The organism is Streptomyces racemochromogenes, from assembly GCF_039535215.1.
Classification (GTDB): Bacteria; Actinomycetota; Actinomycetes; order Streptomycetales; family Streptomycetaceae; genus Streptomyces; species Streptomyces racemochromogenes.
Window position 1 is genome coordinate 3,260,327 of record NZ_BAAAWT010000001.1, and the last position, 17,361, is coordinate 3,277,687.

The following is a 17,361-nucleotide window of genomic DNA, read 5'->3' on the forward strand; positions in this document are numbered from 1 at the left end:
GATCACTCCAACGTTATCCAAGAGAGACTCATCGCCGCAGCTCAGGGCCTGCGCTTCACAGAGAGTCGCTAGGGCTTGGAAGTTGACCCCGATCGCTCCGGAAGGGCCTCGGCCCCCTCCTTGGTCACGCGGGTCGCGCCGAAGTAGTCGGGCGTGTCGATCTTGTCGAAACGGATGACCGCGCCGGTGAACGGCGCGTTGATCATGTAGCCGCCGCCGACGTAGAGCCCGACGTGCCGGATTGCCCGAGAGTTCGTCAGATCATCGGAGAAGAACACCAGATCACCGGGAAGGAGTTCGGCGCGCGACGGATGCGACCCGGCGTTGTACTGGTCGTTCGCGACACGCGGCAGCTCGATGCCGACGCTCTCGTACGCCGCCTTGGTCAGCCCGGAACAGTCGAACCGCCCGTTGTCCGCGGCCGTCCCGTCCCCACCCCACAGATACGGCGTCCCGAGCTGCTTCTGCGCGAAGTACACGGCCCCGGCAGCCTGCTGCGCGGGCGCCACCCGGCCGACGGGCCGTTCGAAACTCTTCGCCAGGCCGGTGATCGACTTCACGTACCCCTGGGTCTCCTTGTACGGAGGGACCCCGCCGTACTTGATGACCGCGTACGCGCCCGCGTTGTAGGCCGCGAACATGTTCGATGTGGCGTCACCCGGAACACCGGCGACTTCCTTGGCGAGTTGGCAGTCGTACGAGGCCGCCGACGGGATCGCGTCGTTGGGGTCCCAGATGTCCCGGTCCCCGTCGCCGTCACCGTCGATGCCGTGGCCGGCCCAGGTACCCGGGATGAACTGCGCGATCCCGCGCGCATCCGCAGGACTGACCGCACGCGGGTCCCAGCCGCTCTCCGAGTAGAGCTGAGCGGCCAGCAACGCGGGGGTGAGCGCAGGACACAGGGTGCCCCACTTCTGCACGAGGCCCTGGTACTGCTGGGGCACGGCACCCTTGGCGAGGCCGAGCGCCCTGCCGCCCCCCGCACCGCCCACGAGACCGGCAGCGGCCGAGTACGTCCCCACCACGATGAGCACGAGGAAGCCCAGACAGAGTCCGACCCCGATTCCCCCGACCATCCAGAATCTGCGCATCCGTCAACACTCCCCCATCCCATCCACTTTCGCGGACGAACCGCGCGTGTCGTTGACCGGACTACCCCACTCGGAAGCCCGAGCAGTTGATGCTCACGTACTTCTTGGGGTCATCCTCGACGTGGTAGAAGACCAGCGTCCAGTCCCCCGGGTCATTCGTCAGGGGCACGGCGGGGTACGTCTTGCCGTCCAGGTGCTCCGCGAAGTCGTCCGGGTACTTGAGGGTCAGGAACTCGCTGGAAGGCCACTTGCCGTAGATGTCGACCGGCTTGCTCGTGAACCCCACCGCCTTGTTGTCGACCTTGAACGGCTTGCCCGACACATCCAGGTCATGGGGGGCTCTGACGGCCACCGACACGTAGTACGGCTCGTGCTTGACCGGGCTCATCTCCGCGTACTTGATCCGCATCTCGATGGTCACCGAACCGCCCGTGACCTTGGCGGACGTCTGCATGTCGGCACCCGGCGGCTTCTGGTCCACCGCAGTGTTGCACTGGCCCACGCCGTGGGCGGCCAGGGCCGGATCCGCGGAAGGATGCCAGAAGTAGTGCGAGATCTGGTTGCCCTCGATGTACTCGGCCGGAGACTTGGGCGCGCCGGGCGAAGGCGCACCGGGTGTGGACGCACCCGCCGTGGAAGCACCGGGCGTGGACGCTCCACCGGAGGCCGGGGCCGCCCCGCTCTGCGCGGGCGAGCCCGTGACGCCCGTGGGGCCTCCCCGGGCCTGATCCCCCGGGCCGCCGGCCCCGCCGAGCGGTAGCAGCTTCCACGCGGCCAGCGACAGCGCGGCGAGCACCGCCACGCCCGCGGCGGCCCACACCGCGGGACGACCCTCGCGACGCGCTGCCGCCGGGACTGCGGCCTGCGTCGGCACGTACGGGTACCCCGGCCCCTGCGTACGCATCTCGTGCAGCGGCACCGGCTCCCCGAGTGCCAGCAGCGCCGTGTACGCGGGGTCGTCCACGAGCGCGTCCCGCACTCCGCACCGCCGTATGACCTCCGCGGGATCCGGCCTGGCCGCAGGATCCTTCGCCACGCAGGCCTCGATCAGCGCCGCAAGACCCGGCTCCACACCGGCCACGTCGACCGGCTCGTGCACCGCCCGGTAGCCCACGGTCGAGGCCACCCCGGTCCCGAACGGCGGCCGGCCAGTGGCCGCGTACGCGAGCGTCGCGCCGAGCGCGAACACATCGGCCGCAGCTGCGGCCTCGCCCCCGAGCAGCACCTCCGGGGCGGTGTACCCGGGGGTGCCCGGCGCCTGACCGTCCTGCGTCAGGGCCGTCGCGCCGACCCCGCGCGCGATGCCGAAGTCGATCAGCTGGGGGCCCTGCGCACCGAGGATCACATTCTGCGGCTTCAGGTCCCGGTGCGTGACCCCGTACGCGTGCACGCTCGCCAGGCCCTCGGCCAAGGCCGCTCCCAGACGCCGGCACGTCTGCGCGGGCAACGCACCACGCGCGCCGATCGCGTTGCCGAGCGTAGGGCCCGCCACGTACTCGGTGGCCAGCCAGAACGGGGCCGTCTCCAGCGAGGCGTCGATCAGGTTGGCCGTGTACGCCGACCGCACGGCCCTCACCGTATGGGCCTCCCGCCGGAAACGGGCCAGCGCCTCCGGATGCCCGGTGATCTCCTCGCGCACCACCTTGACGGCCACGAGCCGCCCACCGGGCGACCGCCCGAGGTAGACCTGTCCCATCCCACCGGCCCCGAGCCGGGCCAGCAGGGCGTGACTGCCTATACAAGCGGGATCGGTGTCCCTGAGCGCCTCCATCCGCCCGAGCCTGCCATACCGACTACGGTCAGCAGAACGGGGGTTGACCCCGCGACACGTACGGCCGGCCGGGGCAAGAGCTCAGCGCCCGGCCACGAAGAGGCTCTGCGCCCCCCGCCCGATCGGCCCCTTCTCGTCGTGCAGGCGGGAGTCCGCGAGGCCGATCCCGGCCGCGTCCACGCTCGTACGGGCCTCCACGCACACCCACTCCCCCACCGGGTGGCGGTGCAGGTGGACGGTGAGGTCGCCGTTGACGAAGACGAACCGGCCGAAGTCCATCACCGCGCTGATCCCGTTCCCCGAATCGGCCGCCACCAGCACCCGGTCCAGCGGCCGCACCTCCTCGCCCGCCACCAACGGCACCCGCATCCGCATCCAGCAGGTCCCCGGCCCCGGCTCGACGAAGGCCCCCTCCGTGAACCGGGCCTCCACCGAGGAGTGGTAGCCCGTCTCCCACGGCACGGGGAAGAACGGCGTCACCCCCACCTCCCCCGGCGGCGGCACCACCGCCGCCGGGACCACCGCCGGCACCGGCTCCCCGGCCACCCGGATCCGCAGCGCCCGCGCCAGCATCACCGGCGCCCCGCCCGCCGGGGCCAGCGCCGCCTCGACCACCTCCGTGCCGCGCCCGGCCCGCAGCACCGAGGTGGTCACCTCCAGCTCCCCGATCGGCACCGGGCGCAGGATCTCGTACGTGATGCGGGCGATCCGCATGTCGGCCCGCGCCCCCGGCCGCTCCTCGACGGCCCGCCCGAGCAGGGCGGCCGGCGGCCCGGCGTGCTGGGAGCCCGCGTCCCACGGCCCGCGCGTCGCCGCGGTGGCCAGGAAGCGCCCTTCGCCGAGCCGCTCGTAGAACCCGTCCTCAGCATCCATGCCGCCGCACGCTACCCACAGGTAACCCGACGCGCCAGGCCCTGCACCCCCGCCACCCCGCCACCCCTCCGGCCCGCGCGCCCGCTCAGCGCGCGAAGCCCAGCCCCACCCCCAGCCCCACCAGCACCGACCCGATCGCCCGGTTCAGCGCCTTCTGCGCCTTCAGCATCCGCTCCCGCAGCCGCGAGTTGGAGAAGAACAACGCCACCGCCCCGAACCACACCAGGTGCGCCGCCGCCATGAACAGCCCGTACCCCGCCTGCTGCCACCCCGACGTCCCCGGGTTCACCACCTGCGTGAACGTCGACACCACGAACAGCGTCGTCTTCGGATTCAGCACATTGGTCAAGAACCCCGACCGCAGCGCCCCCACCCGCGTCAGCCCCGGCCCCGACTCCAGGTCCACCGTCAGCTCCGCCCGCGCCCGGAACGTACGGATCCCGATCCACACCAGGTACACCGCGCCCGCCAGCTTGATCGCCGTGAACAGGGCGGTCGACGAGGCGATCAGCAGACCCACCCCGAGCATCGTGTACGACACGTGTACGAGCACCCCGGCCGCGACCCCCGCGGCCGCGAACAGACCCGTGGGCCGCCCGTACAGATAACTGTTCCTGACCACCATCGCGAAGTCCGCACCGGGACTGATCACGGCGAGCAGGGTGATGACGGCAACTGCGATCACTTCTGTCATGCACGCGATGCTCCCCCGCCCCCTCCGCCCGGATCAAGGGACTCCGGAGATCCGGGGACAATGGAGGGGTGTCCACCACCCCGCTGCCCCTGCTCCAGGCCGACTGCTCGAACTGCTTCGCCCTGTGCTGCGTCGCCCTGCCCTTCGCCAAGTCCGCCGACTTCGCCGTGAACAAGCCCGCCGGCACCCCCTGCAAGAACCTCCGGCAGGACTTCCGCTGCGGCATCCACACCCGGCTGCGCGACCAGGGCTTCCAGGGCTGCACCGTCTTCGACTGCTTCGGCGCGGGGCAGCAGATCTCCCAGGTCACCTTCGAGGGCCGCGACTGGCGCACCCACCCCGAGACCCGCGAGGCCGTGTTCGAGGCCTTCCCCGTCATGCGGCAGCTCCACGAGCTGCTCTTCTACACCGCCGAAGCCCTCACCCGCCCCGCGGCCGCCACCCTCCACCCCGCCCTGCGCACCGCCCTCGCCAAGACCGAGGCCCTCACCCGCGCCGACGCCGCCACCCTCACCGCCCTCGACGTCCCGGCCCTGCGCCAGGAGGTCAACGCCCTCCTCCTCGAGACGAGCGAGCTGGTCCGCGCCAAGACCCCCGGCCGCAAGAAGAACCACCGCGGCGCCGACCTCATGGGCGCCCGCCTCTCCGGCGCCGACCTGCGCGGAGCCAACCTCCGCGGCGCCTACCTGATCGCCGCCGACCTCAGCCGCGCCGACCTGCGCGGAGCCGACCTGATCGGCGCGGACCTCCGCGACGCCGACCTGCGCGGAGCCGACCTGCGCGACACCCTCTTCCTCACCCAGGCCCAGGTCAACGCCGCCCGGGGCACCCCCGAGACCCGCATCCCCCCGCACCTCAACCGCCCCGCGCACTGGGCCGCGTAACACCCCGTCACCGACGGGAGACCCGAAACGGCCCGTCTCGGCCCGCCCCCACCCCCCACCCCAGCGGCGCCCGCCCGACACCCGTGCGCCCCTCAAGCCTCCGTACGCTCCCCCGCTGCCCCGCCCTCCCCCCATTAGCCCGAACGGCCGCCCCTCACACGGCCCCGCGCACCCCGGGCCGACAATCATTGCCCGGGGTCACCCCCCGTGATACACAGAGTGACCTGCTCAGGGTGCGCATACGGGGCGCGGGCCGAGAGAACGGGTAAAGAGACCGGCCAAGTCGGCGACGCCGCCGGTTTCATCAGCGAAGATAGGGCGTGACCCCTGCCACCGGGCACGGGCTACCGGAACTACCCATACAGGGGCGGTGAGTTACATGATCCTGGCAGCTGAAAAGGGCGACATCACCACCATCATCGGCGGAATCGCCCCGAACTGGGGGCCGTTCGGCAGCCTCGGCAACGAGGCGAAGGTCATGATCGAGGTGGTCATGGCCGTCGCGATCCTCCTCTGCCTCGGCATCGCCATCTGGGGCGCGGCCAAGCAGCGCATCGGCGCGACCGCCCTGCGCGACACCTTCAGCGCGGAACAGGGCAAGGGCCTGATCGTGGCCGGCCTCACCGGAGTCTTCATCATCGGCTCCCTCGGCACCCTCTTCACGATCGTCTACGGGATGGCCGTCTAGCCGGACCGCAGCGCCCGGCCGCACCCTGATGAGGAATCACCACACCGCGCCTGAGCGGGAACGAGCGCTACCGTCGTACGACGCGGAGGGGGCGGACACGCAATGAGCAACGACGACCAGTACGGCGGCGGCACCGGCCACGCCGAGGTCGGCGGCACCGGCCAGACCCGCACCCGGCTCCCCGACCCGCCCTCCGACCCGTACGGCGGCCCCCGCCGCACCCCCCGCCCCTCCCGCGGCCTGATCACCGTGGTCGGGGTGGTCGTCCTGCTCCTCGCCGCCATCGCCTTCGCGAACCGCTCGGGCGACACCCCGGACACCACCACCTCCGACAAGGCCCCGACCACCACCTCGACGGCCCCCACGGGCACCGCCCCGGTCACCACCAAAACGGCCGGCATCCCCAAGGGCTTCGCCCACGACGAACAGGGCGCCCAATCGGCAGCCGCCAACTACGCGGTAGCCCTGGGCTCCGACGGCATGTTCAACAAGAACACCCGGCACGTCCTCGTGGACGGCATTTACGCGCCCCAGGCGGCGGCCGCCCTGAAGGGGCCTCAGGACGCCGCCTACGGGCCGGCCTTCCTCGCCCGGCTCGGGCTCGACTCGAACGGTGCCCCACCCCAGGGCAACACCTTCGTGACCCGCACCATCCCGATCGGCACCCGCGTCGAGAACTACAGCCCCACCTCGGCAAAGATCGCGGTCTGGTACACGGGTGTGATCGGCATGTCCGGCGAGAAGTCCACCGATCCGGTCCGGACCACCTGGAAGACCTGGACCTTCGAACTCAGCTGGGTGGCCGACGACTGGAAGGTCGTCAACGACACACAGCAGGACGGACCCGCCCCGGTTCCCGGCGATGTCCCCGTCTCGACGTCTGACGACATGAGCAAGGCCATCAAGGAGTTCGGAGGCTTCACCTATGCCCGCTAGCTTCCCGCGCAGGCTGGGCGTGATCGCTACCGTGCACCTCGCCCTCGTCTCCCTGACCACACGCGCCTACGCCGCCCCGTCCCCCAACACCACACCCCCTCCCTCCGGCACACCCACGGGCACCCCCGCCCCCACGGGCACTCCCAGCCCCCAGGCGAGCAACGACCCGTGCGCCCTGCTCGACGGTCCCGCCAAGCAGTACTGCGAAGCAGACAAGGGCACCGGCAGGGGAACGGGCTCCGGACTGGCCCCCAGTGACGGCGCGGGCGACGCCATCAACCCCCTGGCCTCCCTCGCCAAGGGCTGCGCCGACGCCGCCGCCTGGATCGTGGGCAAGCTCAGCGAAGCCGTGAAGTCCACCGCCAACGTCGACTTCACCAACCCCGCCTTCCTCCAGCAGTACGCCGTCGTCTTCGCCGCCTCCACCGTCCTGACCCTCGTCCTGTGGCTGCTGGCCGTCGCCAAGCGCGCCATCCGCGGCGTCCCCCTCAGCACCGCCCTCTCCGAAGCCATCGGCTTCCTCTGGCTGACCGTCCTCGCCTCCGCCTTCACCCCGCTGATCCTCTACACCGTCGTCTCCGCCACCGACGGCATCACCGAGGTCATCGCCTCCGCCACCGGCAGCCAGACCGACGTCTTCTTCGGCTCCTTCTCCGAGGCCCTCAAAAAGGGCGACGACATCGGCGGCGGCCCGATCATGCTGATCGTCGTCGCCCTCGTCACCGTCCTCGCCGCCGGCGTCCTCTGGCTGGAGCTCGTCATCCGCGCCGCCCTGCTCTACGTCGGCGCCCTCCTCGGCACCGTCGTCTACGCCGGACTCGTCGACCGCAACATGTGGGGCCACGTCCGCCGCTGGGCCGGCATCATGATCGCCGTCACCCTCGTGAAACCGGTCATCGTGATCGTCCTCGGCCTCGCCGGCGCCCTCGCCGGCGACAAGGGCCCCAACGCCTTCTCCGCCGTCGTCTCCGGCCTCGCCATCATCCTCCTGGCGATCTTCGCCTCCGCGATGATCTACCGCTTCGTCCCCGGCTTCGGCGACGAGATCGCCTCCGCCCGCTCCAACCGCAAACAGGCCACCGACGGCGCCCAGGCCGCAGCCGTCATCAGCTCCCCGGCCTCCCTCGTCTCCCAGGGCATCAAGACCCACAGCAGCCGCGGCGGCGCCCACCGCGCCGGCGGCGGCTCCGGCGGCGGCGACGCCAACCAGATCTCCGGAGGCATGGCCGCCCACAGCAGCCGCCGCTCCGGCAGCGGGACCACCGGCGGAAGTGTCCCCTCCGCCACGCCCCCGCCCCGCACTGGCTCGAGTACGAGGAACACAGGAGGTGACGGGCGTTGACGACCCAGTCCCACCAGCTCCACCCGGTCGCGCCCCGCCGCACGTATCTCATCGGCCGCGCCCGGCCGAACGCGATCGTCGGCAAGAACCGCGAAACCGGCGAAATCGCCCTGATCATCACCGGCGCCTTCTTCGGCATGATGAGCGGCCTGCTCGTCCCCGACCTCACCCTCCGCATCGTGAGCCTCGCCGGCTTCCCGCTGCTCGCCCTCGCCGCCGTGTACGTCCCCTACAAGGGCCGCACCTTCTACCGGTGGTTCGAGATCACCCGCAGCTACAAGCGCACCCTGCGCCGCGGCACCACCTACCGCTCCTCCGCCATGGAGGCCGGCACCCGCGCCGCCGACGGCCGCGAGGTCGAGATCGGCCCGCCCCCCGGTATCGGCCGCATCAACTGGCTCGCCGCCCCCTTCGGCCCCGACGAGATCGCCGTCCTCCTCCACGCCGACCGCAGAACCGTCACGGCCGCCATCGAGATCGAGGGCCCCGGCGTAGGCCTGCGCGACAGCGAGGACCAGGAAGCCCTCGTCGACCGCTTCGGCACCCTCCTCAAGCACGTCGCCAACGGCGACGGCTTCGTCACCCGCCTCCAGATGCTCGCCCGCACCCTCCCCGCCGACCCCGACGCCCACGCCAAGGACGTCGCCCAGCGCGGAAACGCCACGGCCCCCACCTGGCTGCGCGACTCCTACGACCAGCTCCAGTCGATGGTCTCCACCTCCTCGGAGCAGCACCGCGCCTACCTCGTCGCCTGCATGCACTACACCCGCGAGCTCGCCGCCGAGGCCAACACCATCGCCCGCGCCGGCAGCACCAAGGGCCGCAAACTCGACCGCGACGCCGGCCTCGCCATCGTCATGGCCCGCGAGCTCACCGACATCTGCGCCCGCCTCGCCGAAGCCGACATCCGCGTCCGCCAGCCCCTCGGCCAGGGACGCCTGTCCTCCCTCGTGCACTCCATGTACGATCCGGACCACCCGATCGACCACATCCAGGCCATGACCAAGCGCAACGCCTGGCCGGCGGAACTCGACGCCGTGGAGCCCACCTACCTCCAGGCCAAGACCCGCGAATCCTCCACCCGAGCCCCCTGGTGCCACGCCACCGCCTGGGTCAAGGAGTGGCCGATGACCCCCGTCGGCGTGAACTTCCTCGCCCCCCTCCTCGTCCACACCCCGGACGTCATCCGCACCGTCGCCGTCACCATGGACCTCGAACCCACCGAGGTCGCCATCGAGCGCATGCTCACCGAGAAGACCAACGACGAAGCCGACGCCTCCCGCGCCGCCAAGATGAACCGCACCGTCGACCCCCGCGACATCGCCGCCCACGGCCGCCTCGACCAGAGGGGTGAAGATCTCGCCAGCGGCGCTGCCGGAGTCAACCTCGTCGGGTACATCACGGTGTCCTCGCGTTCACCCGAAGCCCTCGCCCGCGACAAGCGCACCATCCGCGCCTCCGCCGGCAAGTCCTACCTGAAGCTCGAATGGTGCGACCGCGAGCACCACCGCGCCTTCGTCAACACCTTGCCGTTCGCCACCGGCATCCGACGCTAGCTGGAGGGAATAGCCGCCATGCGAGATCCCATGTCCGCGCTGACGGACGCCTTCACCAGCTTCCTCTTCGGCAAGGTCGAGACCACCCGCCTGCCCGTACGCACCTCCACCGGCCAGGCCCAGGCCGTCTACCTGCCCACCGCCGCCCCCGGCCTCGGCGACTCCGGCGTCATCATCGGCCGCGAGGTCTACAGCGGCAAGGGCTACATCTACGACCCCTTCCAGCTCTACGGCCAACAGCTCCCGGCCCCCCACTGGCTCGTCCTCGGCGAATCCGGCAACGGAAAATCAGCCCTGGAGAAGACCTACGTCCTGCGCCAGCTCCGCTTCCGCGACCGTCAGGTCGTCGTCCTCGACGCCCAGGGCGAGGACGGCGTCGGCGAATGGAACCTCATCGCCCAGCAGCTGGGGATAACCCCCATCCGCCTGGACCCCATCGCCGCCAACGACGACGGGATCCGCCTCAACCCCCTCGACCCGGCGATCACCACGACCGGACAGCTCGCGCTGCTCCGCACCATCATCGAAGTCGCCATGGGCCACGGCCTCGACGAACGCTCCGGCTTCGCCCTCAAGGTCGCCCACGCCTACGTCGTCGACACCATCACGGACCGCCAGCCCGTCCTCACCGACATCGTCGACCAGCTCCGCCACCCCGAAGCCGAATCGGCCCAGGCCATGAACGTCGACATAGACGACGTCCGGGCCTGGGGCCTCGACGTGGCCCTCGTCCTCGACCGCCTCGTCGACGGCGACCTGCGCGGCATGTTCGACGGCCCCACGACCGTCGGCATCGACCTCGACGCCCCCCTGATCGTCTTCGACCTCTCCCACATCGACCGCAACTCCATCGCCATGCCCATCCTCATGGCGATCGTCGGCGTGTGGCTGGAACACACCTGGATCCGGCCGGACCGCAAGAAGCGCATCTTCCTCGTCGAAGAGGCCTGGCACATCATCAACAGCCCCTTCGTCGCCCAGCTCTTCCAGCGCCTCCTGAAGTTCGGCCGCCGCCTCGGCCTGTCCTTCGTCGCCGTCGTCCACCACCTCTCCGACGTCGTCGACGGCGCCGCCGCACGCGAGGCCGCCGCCATCCTCAAAATGGCCTCCACACGCACCATCTACGCCCAGAAGGCCGACGAGGCCCGCGCCACCGGCCGCGTCCTCGGCCTGCCCCGCTGGGCCGTCGAAATCATCCCGACCCTCACCCCCGGCATCGCCGTCTGGGACGTCAACGGCAACGTCCAGGTCGTCAAACACCTGATCACCGAAACCGAACGCCCCCTCGTCTACACCGACCGCGCGATGACCGAGTCCTCCACCCCCCAGCAGCTCCCCGACGACCTGCTGGCCGCCGAACTCGAAGCGGAGGAACGAGCCCTGTACATCGAACGCCAGCGGGGCTCCGGCCCCGGATCAGCGACCACGGTGGCCTGACCATGCCCGACGCGAGACGTACGGAGCCCCCCGCGCGAGCCGGCGGCGTCCCCGACGGGGTCCTCGTCGGCCTCCTGGCCTTCCTCCTCGGCCTCGCCGTCCTCGTCTGGTCCGCCACCGGCCTCGCGGCCCTCTTCACGCGGGGCGCCTGGCCGGCCACCGTCACCTTCACCCGCACCCCGGGGGCCGTCCGCGCCCTGATAACGCAACCCCACGACATCCCCGGCGCCTGGCCCGACACGGACCCCGCGGCGCTGTCGGGGTGGGGCCTGTTCTGGGGCCTGTTCATCAGCCAGCTCCTGGTCGTGCTGGTCCTGACGATCTTCACCATGGGCATCGTGGCCCGCACCAAGGCCCGCCGCACCCAAGCCCGGCAACAGCCGCAGCCCCAGCCGGCCGAGCCCCACCGCACGCACCCCGCCCAGATGCACCCCGCGCAGGCAGAGCCCCACCGCACGGCCCCCGCACAAACGCACCCCGCCCCGGCCGAGCCCCACCGGGGGGACCCCGAACGAACGCACCCCGCACTGGCCGAGCCACACCACACGGCTCCCACGCAGATGCACCCCGCACCGACCGAGGCCCCCCAGGGGGACCCCGCCCAGACGCACCCCGCCCCGGCGCCGGCCGAGGCCCGCCCATGGGACCCCGCGCCCCACGAGGCCCGCCCGCGGACGCAGCCGCCCGCGCCCGGCAGGACCTCGGGCACCCCGCCGCACCCCGAGCCGGCACTCCCCGGCCGCTCCCCGTCCCACGCCCCGTCAGCGGCAGCGCCGGCGGCAGCCGCACACGCCTCAGCCTCGGCACCGGCACCGAACCCCGTACACGCACCCGGCACGGGACACGCGCCACCCCGCAGACCGAGCCCCGCCCGCTACACCTCGCTCGGCGACACCCCCACCCCCGCCAAGGACGCCTACCGCTACGGCTTCGGCTACGCCCCCGCGAGGTCCACCGCCGCCGCCCCGGCCCCCCGCCTCGCCTACGCCGACCCGGCCGAACGCCACCGCCTCGCCGCCCAGGCCCTCGCGGCCGCGGAGGGCGCCGCCCTGGTGGTCACGTCCTCCCCCGCCCTGTGGGCGGAGACCAAGGACGCCCGGGCGAAGCTCGGCCCGGTCCTCCTCTACGACCCCTCGCACCTGTGCGACACCCCGGCCCGCATGCACTGGAACCCCGCCGACGGCTGCGCCGACCGGGACACCGCCGCCGCCCGCGCCGTCGCCCTGCTGGCCCCCGTACGCCCCCAGGCCCGCATCGACAGCGCCCTCGCGGACACCGCCGAAACCCTCCTGCGCAGCTGGCTCCAGGCGGCCGCCCTCGACGGCCTCCCGTTCAAGCAGCTGGCCCGCTGGGCCCAGGGCACCGCCGCCCAGGACCCCGTACGCATCCTGCGCACCCACCCCCAGGCGGCCCCCGGCAGCGCCGGCGAGCTCGAAAGCGCGCTCACCGCCCACCCCGAACGCCGCGAGCAGGCCCAGCAGCTGACGGCCCGCGCCCTGTCCTGCCTGACGTCGATCCACATCCGCGAGGCCTGCAAACCGAACCGTACGGATTCCCTCACCCTGGCTTCGTTCGCCGCCGAAGGGGGCACCCTCTACGTACTGGGCGAACCCCTGGAGGAACCGCGCACCCACCCGGGTGCGATGCCCCTCCTCACCGCCCTCGCCGCAGACGTGGTCGAGCACGGCCGCCGCATGGCCGCACGGTCATCCCACGGTCGGCTCGACCCACCACTGACCCTGGTCCTGGAGGACGTGGCGGCCGTCGCCCCCGTCCCCCGGCTCCCGGAGCTCCTCGAGGACGACGCCCTCCCCCTCCTTGCGCTCTGCCGCAGCCGCGAACAGGCCCGCTCCCGCTGGCCGGACTGGCCCGCCGACGCCCGCTAAGGCCGACCAATCACGTACTCGTGCTCCTTCGCCGTCGGGTCGTCCGGCTTGGGGATCACCAGCCCGCTCGCCCGGAACCCGAACCGCCGGTAGAAGCCGCCGGCTCGCTCGTTGTGCTCGTGCACGAAGAGCCGTACGCGTTCCAGCACCGGCTCCTCCCGCGCCCACACCCAGTCCAGGGCCGCCGCGAACAGCGCGTCGGTCAGCCCGCTCCCCCGCTGCTCGGGACGCACGAACACCCCGACGACGTGCCCCTGGTCGGCCTCGACGACCTGCTCCAGGAAGTCCCTGCCGCCGGCGGCCTCGATGAACACGGTGACGGACCCGTCCCACCGCCCGTCGGGCGCCTCGGCGACGAACTGCCGCACGTGCACCCCCTCCGCCGCGCCGGCCGCCCGGTCCTGCCAGAACGCGTCGGGCTTGGCGGCGGCCTCCTCGACGGTCTCCAGGAACGCCATCGGCGCCGCCGGATCACTCAACGCGGCCAGCCGCAGTTCCTTGACCTTCTGCCATTCGTCGGCCCGCACGGACCGGATCACATGCTGTTCCATGCACCGAATCCAACGCCCCGTCCCACGTCGGGTCAACGGGATATCGGATCCGCACGGCCCGTAAACGCAGAAAAGCCCCGCACCAGAAGGTGCGGGGCTTTCCCACAATGATTGTTCGGCGGCGTCCTACTCTCCCACAGGGTCCCCCCTGCAGTACCATCGGCGCTGAAAGGCTTAGCTTCCGGGTTCGGAATGTAACCGGGCGTTTCCCTAACGCTATGACCACCGAAACACTATGAAGTTTGAACTCCAGCCGGCAAGGCGAGTTCGTTACTTCAGAACTAACACAGTGGACGCGAGCAACTGAGGACAAGCCCTCGGCCTATTAGTACCAGTCAGCTCCACCCGTTACCGGGCTTCCACATCTGGCCTATCAACCCAGTCGTCTACTGGGAGCCTTACCCTCTCAAGGAGGTGGGAATACTCATCTTGAAGCAGGCTTCCCGCTTAGATGCTTTCAGCGGTTATCCCTCCCGAACGTAGCCAACCAGCCATGCCCTTGGCAGGACAACTGGCACACCAGAGGTTCGTCCGTCCCGGTCCTCTCGTACTAGGGACAGCCCTTCTCAATATTCCTACGCGCACAGCGGATAGGGACCGAACTGTCTCACGACGTTCTAAACCCAGCTCGCGTACCGCTTTAATGGGCGAACAGCCCAACCCTTGGGACCGACTCCAGCCCCAGGATGCGACGAGCCGACATCGAGGTGCCAAACCATCCCGTCGATATGGACTCTTGGGGAAGATCAGCCTGTTATCCCCGGGGTACCTTTTATCCGTTGAGCGACGGCGCTTCCACAAGCCACCGCCGGATCACTAGTCCCGACTTTCGTCCCTGCTCGACCCGTCGGTCTCACAGTCAAGCTCCCTTGTGCACTTACACTCAACACCTGATTGCCAACCAGGCTGAGGGAACCTTTGGGCGCCTCCGTTACCCTTTGGGAGGCAACCGCCCCAGTTAAACTACCCATCAGACACTGTCCCTGATCCGGATCACGGACCGAGGTTAGACATCCAGCACGACCAGAGTGGTATTTCAACGGCGACTCCACAACCACTGGCGTGGCTGCTTCAAAGTCTCCCACCTATCCTACACAAGCCGAACCGAACACCAATATCAAACTGTAGTAAAGGTCCCGGGGTCTTTCCGTCCTGCTGCGCGAAACGAGCATCTTTACTCGTAGTGCAATTTCACCGGGCCTATGGTTGAGACAGTCGAGAAGTCGTTACGCCATTCGTGCAGGTCGGAACTTACCCGACAAGGAATTTCGCTACCTTAGGATGGTTATAGTTACCACCGCCGTTTACTGGCGCTTAAGTTCTCAGCTTCGCAACCCCGAAAGGTCACTAACCGGTCCCCTTAACGTTCCAGCACCGGGCAGGCGTCAGTCCGTATACATCGCCTTACGGCTTCGCACGGACCTGTGTTTTTAGTAAACAGTCGCTTCTCGCTGGTCTCTGCGGCCACCCCCAGCTCAGAGAGCAAGTCTCATCACCAGGAATGGCCCCCCTTCTCCCGAAGTTACGGGGGCATTTTGCCGAGTTCCTTAACCATAGTTCACCCGAACGCCTCGGTATTCTCTACCTGACCACCTGAGTCGGTTTAGGGTACGGGCCGCCATGAAACTCGCTAGAGGCTTTTCTCGACAGCATAGGATCATCCACTTCACCACAATCGGCTCGGCATCAGGTCTCAGCCTTAACGTGTGACGGATTTGCCTACCACACGGCCTACACCCTTACCCCGGGACAACCACCGCCCGGGCTGGACTACCTTCCTGCGTCACCCCATCGCTTACCTACTACCACCTTGGATCGCCGGCTCCACCACTTTCCATTCCCCGAAGGGTCCGGAACGGCTTCACGGGCTTAGCATCAGAGGATTCGATATTGGGCGTTTCAAAGCGGGTACCGGAATATCAACCGGTTGTCCATCGACTACGCCTGTCGGCCTCGCCTTAGGTCCCGACTTACCCTGGGCAGATCAGCTTGACCCAGGAACCCTTAGTCAATCGGCGCACACGTTTCTCACGTGTGTATCGCTACTCATGCCTGCATTCTCACTCGTGAACCGTCCACAACTAGCTTCCGCTGCTGCTTCACCCGGCACACGACGCTCCCCTACCCATCACAGCGGGCGTTGGCCCTATTGCTGCAATGACACGACTTCGGCGGTACGCTTGAGCCCCGCTACATTGTCGGCGCGGAATCACTTGACCAGTGAGCTATTACGCACTCTTTCAAGGGTGGCTGCTTCTAAGCCAACCTCCTGGTTGTCTCTGCGACTCCACATCCTTTCCCACTTAGCGTACGCTTAGGGGCCTTAGTCGATGCTCTGGGCTGTTTCCCTCTCGACCATGGAGCTTATCCCCCACAGTCTCACTGCCGTGCTCTCACTTACCGGCATTCGGAGTTTGGCTAAGGTCAGTAACCCGGTAGGGCCCATCGCCTATCCAGTGCTCTACCTCCGGCAAGAAACACACGACGCTGCACCTAAATGCATTTCGGGGAGAACCAGCTATCACGGAGTTTGATTGGCCTTTCACCCCTAACCACAGGTCATCCCCCAGGTTTTCAACCCTGGTGGGTTCGGTCCTCCACGAAGTCTTACCTCCGCTTCAACCTGCCCATGGCTAGATCACTCCGCTTCGGGTCTAGAGCGTGCAACTCAATCGCCCTATTCGGACTCGCTTTCGCTACGGCTTCCCCACACGGGTTAACCTCGCTACACACCGCTAACTCGCAGGCTCATTCTTCAAAAGGCACGCAGTCACGAGGATCCGAAGATCCCGACGCTCCCACGGCTTGTAGGCACACGGTTTCAGGTACTATTTCACTCCGCTCCCGCGGTACTTTTCACCATTCCCTCACGGTACTATCCGCTATCGGTCACCAGGGAATATTTAGGCTTAGCGGGTGGTCCCGCCAGATTCACACGGGATTTCTCGGGCCCCGTGCTACTTGGGAGATGAGCAAGCAAGCCGCTGATGTTTCGTCTACGGGGGTCTTACCCTCTACGCCGGACCTTTCGCATGTCCTTCGACTACATCAACGGTTTCTGACTCGCCCAGCCGCCGGCAGACGACTGAAGCTCATTCCCACAACCCCGCATGCGCAACCCCTGCCGGGTCTCACACGCATACGGTTTGGCCTCATCCGGTTTCGCTCGCCACTACTCCCGGAATCACGGTTGTTTTCTCTTCCTGAGGGTACTGAGATGTTTCACTTCCCCTCGTTCCCTCCACACTGCCTATGTGTTCAGCAGTGGGTGACAGCCCATGACGACTGCCGGGTTTCCCCATTCGGACACCCCCGGATCAAAGCTCAGTTGGCAGCTCCCCGGGGCCTATCGCGGCCTCTCACGTCCTTCATCGGTTCCTGGTGCCAAGGCATCCACCGTGCGCCCTTAAAAACTTGGCCACAGATGCTCGCGTCCACTGTGTAGTTCTCAAATAACGACCAGCCACCCATCACCCCACCAGACAAGCTGGCGAGTTCACTGGGGCCGGCACTGAAGACTGACCAGACGGCCGTGCCTTCAGGACCCAACAGCGCGCCAGGCACCCTCGCTCATCCGTCTTCTCTTTCCACGCCGAAGCAGTACTCGAGAACCATCAGATCCGAAGATGCCAAATAATCAACGTTCCACCCA

The 17,361-nt window shown here is 68.8% G+C and carries 12 protein-coding genes and 2 rRNA genes; 7 read left to right on the forward strand and 7 right to left on the reverse strand.

What is annotated here, in order from left to right; all coding sequences use genetic code 11:
* Positions 1-68: 68 nt before the first annotated feature.
* The 4 genes from ABD973_RS14985 to ABD973_RS15000 form a co-directional block, all read right to left on the reverse strand.
* A complete protein-coding gene (locus ABD973_RS14985; RefSeq protein WP_345500293.1) occupies positions 69-1,091 on the reverse strand; it encodes a C40 family peptidase in 1,023 nt (340 codons plus the stop codon).
* A 61-nt stretch (positions 1,092-1,152) separates the two neighbouring features.
* Positions 1,153-2,862, reverse strand: a complete 1,710-nt coding sequence (locus ABD973_RS14990) for a serine/threonine-protein kinase (RefSeq protein WP_345500294.1) — start codon at positions 2,860-2,862, stop codon at positions 1,153-1,155.
* Between the two features lie 81 nt (positions 2,863-2,943).
* On the reverse strand, positions 2,944-3,735 hold the full coding sequence (locus tag ABD973_RS14995) for a thioesterase family protein (RefSeq protein ID WP_125821847.1): 792 nt from the start codon (positions 3,733-3,735) through the stop codon (positions 2,944-2,946).
* A gap of 85 nt (positions 3,736-3,820) precedes the next feature.
* Positions 3,821-4,429 (reverse strand): LysE family translocator, encoded by a 609-nt coding sequence (locus ABD973_RS15000; RefSeq protein WP_125821846.1) that lies wholly within the window; start codon positions 4,427-4,429, stop codon positions 3,821-3,823.
* A 68-nt stretch (positions 4,430-4,497) separates the two neighbouring features.
* Between ABD973_RS15000 and ABD973_RS15005 the strand changes: the two genes are divergently transcribed.
* The 7 genes from ABD973_RS15005 (at position 4,498) to ABD973_RS15035 (ending at position 13,158) form a co-directional block, all read left to right on the forward strand.
* Positions 4,498-5,313 (forward strand): pentapeptide repeat-containing protein, encoded by an 816-nt coding sequence (locus tag ABD973_RS15005; RefSeq protein WP_125821845.1) that lies wholly within the window; start codon positions 4,498-4,500, stop codon positions 5,311-5,313.
* A 379-nt stretch (positions 5,314-5,692) separates the two neighbouring features.
* On the forward strand, positions 5,693-6,001 hold the full coding sequence (locus ABD973_RS15010; RefSeq protein ID WP_008742356.1) for a hypothetical protein: 309 nt from the start codon (positions 5,693-5,695) through the stop codon (positions 5,999-6,001).
* Positions 6,002-6,103: 102 nt separating this feature from the next.
* Positions 6,104-6,937 carry a DUF8175 domain-containg protein gene (locus tag ABD973_RS15015; RefSeq protein WP_345500299.1) on the forward strand — a complete coding sequence of 278 codons (834 nt, stop codon included), beginning with the start codon at positions 6,104-6,106 and terminating at the stop codon, positions 6,935-6,937.
* Positions 6,927-8,279: a hypothetical protein gene (locus tag ABD973_RS15020; protein ID WP_345500301.1), complete on the forward strand. Its 1,353-nt coding sequence runs from the start codon at positions 6,927-6,929 to the stop codon at positions 8,277-8,279. The genes ABD973_RS15015 and ABD973_RS15020 overlap by 11 nt, the downstream gene beginning before the upstream one ends.
* A complete protein-coding gene (locus tag ABD973_RS15025; RefSeq protein ID WP_125821843.1) occupies positions 8,276-9,835 on the forward strand; it encodes an SCO6880 family protein in 1,560 nt (519 codons plus the stop codon). Before ABD973_RS15020 ends, ABD973_RS15025 begins: the two co-directional genes overlap by 4 nt.
* 18 nt (positions 9,836-9,853) lie before the next feature.
* The gene (locus tag ABD973_RS15030) at positions 9,854-11,272 is read left to right on the forward strand and encodes an ATP-binding protein (RefSeq protein WP_125604423.1); all 1,419 of its coding nucleotides are present in this window, start codon (positions 9,854-9,856) and stop codon (positions 11,270-11,272) included.
* Between the two features lie 2 nt (positions 11,273-11,274).
* Entirely contained in the window at positions 11,275-13,158 is a 1,884-nt protein-coding gene (locus ABD973_RS15035; RefSeq protein WP_345500305.1) for a type VI secretion protein, read from the forward strand.
* Here the strand turns inward: ABD973_RS15035 and ABD973_RS15040 are convergent.
* The 3 genes from ABD973_RS15040 to ABD973_RS15050 all read right to left on the reverse strand — a co-directional run bounded on the left by ABD973_RS15040 (position 13,155) and on the right by ABD973_RS15050 (position 17,129).
* A complete protein-coding gene (locus ABD973_RS15040; protein WP_345500307.1) occupies positions 13,155-13,709 on the reverse strand; it encodes a GNAT family N-acetyltransferase in 555 nt (184 codons plus the stop codon). The genes ABD973_RS15035 and ABD973_RS15040 overlap by 4 nt on opposite strands.
* A 113-nt stretch (positions 13,710-13,822) precedes the next feature.
* Positions 13,823-13,939: ribosomal RNA gene (gene rrf, locus ABD973_RS15045) — 5S ribosomal RNA — on the reverse strand.
* A 75-nt stretch (positions 13,940-14,014) separates the two neighbouring features.
* A 23S ribosomal RNA gene (locus tag ABD973_RS15050) occupies positions 14,015-17,129 on the reverse strand.
* Positions 17,130-17,361 lie beyond the last annotated feature (232 nt).

What these genes read in the sequence shown, in the direction of transcription:
- ABD973_RS15035 (WP_345500305.1), top strand. Translation starts at nt 11,275, where the DNA reads ATGCCCGACGCGAGACGTACGGAGCCCCCCGCGCGAGCCGGCGGCGTC.
- ABD973_RS14995 (WP_125821847.1), bottom strand. Translation starts at nt 3,735, where the DNA reads ATGGATGCTGAGGACGGGTTCTACGAGCGGCTCGGCGAAGGGCGCTTC.
- ABD973_RS15030 (WP_125604423.1), top strand. Translation starts at nt 9,854, where the DNA reads ATGCGAGATCCCATGTCCGCGCTGACGGACGCCTTCACCAGCTTCCTC.
- ABD973_RS15010 (WP_008742356.1), top strand. Translation starts at nt 5,693, where the DNA reads ATGATCCTGGCAGCTGAAAAGGGCGACATCACCACCATCATCGGCGGA.
- ABD973_RS15040 (WP_345500307.1), bottom strand. Translation starts at nt 13,709, where the DNA reads ATGGAACAGCATGTGATCCGGTCCGTGCGGGCCGACGAATGGCAGAAG.
- ABD973_RS15015 (WP_345500299.1), top strand. Translation starts at nt 6,104, where the DNA reads ATGAGCAACGACGACCAGTACGGCGGCGGCACCGGCCACGCCGAGGTC.
- ABD973_RS15000 (WP_125821846.1), bottom strand. Translation starts at nt 4,429, where the DNA reads ATGACAGAAGTGATCGCAGTTGCCGTCATCACCCTGCTCGCCGTGATC.
- ABD973_RS15020 (WP_345500301.1), top strand. Translation starts at nt 6,927, where the DNA reads ATGCCCGCTAGCTTCCCGCGCAGGCTGGGCGTGATCGCTACCGTGCAC.
- ABD973_RS14985 (WP_345500293.1), bottom strand. Translation starts at nt 1,091, where the DNA reads ATGCGCAGATTCTGGATGGTCGGGGGAATCGGGGTCGGACTCTGTCTG.
- ABD973_RS14990 (WP_345500294.1), bottom strand. Translation starts at nt 2,862, where the DNA reads ATGGAGGCGCTCAGGGACACCGATCCCGCTTGTATAGGCAGTCACGCC.